This is a genomic window from Streptomyces chilikensis, from assembly GCF_001642695.1.
Classification (GTDB): Bacteria; Actinomycetota; Actinomycetes; order Streptomycetales; family Streptomycetaceae; genus Streptomyces; species Streptomyces chilikensis.
The window spans coordinates 7,671-8,694 of record NZ_LWCC02000084.1 but is presented as its reverse complement, the minus strand read 5'-3'; the positions used below and the strand labels follow the sequence as shown (position 1 = coordinate 8,694).

Annotated in this window: 1 protein-coding gene; it reads left to right on the top strand. The window is 77.1% G+C overall.

Features of this window, described 5'->3' with window-relative positions; all coding sequences use genetic code 11:
* Window positions 1–73: 73 nt before the first annotated feature.
* Window positions 74–1,024: hypothetical protein (locus A2U95_RS23290; protein ID WP_166026409.1), on the top strand; the 951-nt coding region annotated here is incomplete at its 3' end.

The following is a 1,024-nucleotide window of genomic DNA, read 5'->3' as shown; positions in this document are numbered from 1 at the left end:
CTCCGCCGCGCGGCGGAGGCGGACCGCCCGCGCGCGGGACGTGCCGGGCGTGCCCGGGCGGGAGCGTGGAGCCATGACGCAGACACCCGTACCCGTTCCGGCCGTTGCCGCCGGCCCCGGCCCGGCGCGCCGGCTGCTGCGGGCGACCGCCGTCGTCGCCTGCCTGCCGTACCTCGGGCTCAAGGCCGCCTGGATCGCCGGGAGCCGGATCGGCATTCCCGACGGCAGCGCGCTGCTGGACCACCGGGTGGCCATGGCGGTGGCCAACGGGCTGTCCATGCTGCTGGACAGCGGTGTGATCGTGCTGGCGCTGGTGCTGACCCGCCCCTGGGGGCGGCGGGCGCCCGCGTGGGTGCTGGTTCTCCCGGCGTGGGTCGCCACGGGGCTGCTCGCGCCGATCATGGCCGGGTTCCCGCTGCAGCTCGTCGCGCGGGCGTTCGCCGGCGGCGTCGCCACGGGGGCCGACGCGAGGCGGGAGCCCTTCCTGCACGAGTGGGTCTTCGGGGTCGTGTACGCGGGGTTCATCGTGCAGGGGCTCGCCCTCGGCGCCCTGTTCGTCCTCCACGCCCGGGAGCGCTGGGGGCATCTGTTGCGGGGGCGGATGGGGGACCTGCCGGCAGGTGCCGTCGACCGGGGCCGGCGGGCCGTCGCCGTCGCGGCCGCCGTCCTCGCCCTGTTCCCGGCCGCCGTCCGGCTGCTGTGGGCCTGCGGTGGCACGGCCGGGCTGGGCGCGGGCCGGGCGGCGGAGCGCACCAGTGACTTCCACGTGCTGGAGGGCCTGTACGTCGCCTTCCTCGTCGCGGCCGTCACCGGCACCCTGCTGCTCGCCTTCCGCCGCGGGCGCGTCCTGCCGGTGGCGGTGCCCGTCGCGCTGACCTGGGTCTGTTCCGGCGCCGTGGCCTGCTGGGGCGGCTGGATGCTGCTCGGCACCCTGGCCACGGCGGGGAATCCGGCCGACCGCCCGACAGACCTGGTGCTCCTCACCTACGCTGCCCAGATGATCGTCGGCCTCCTCCTCGCCTCC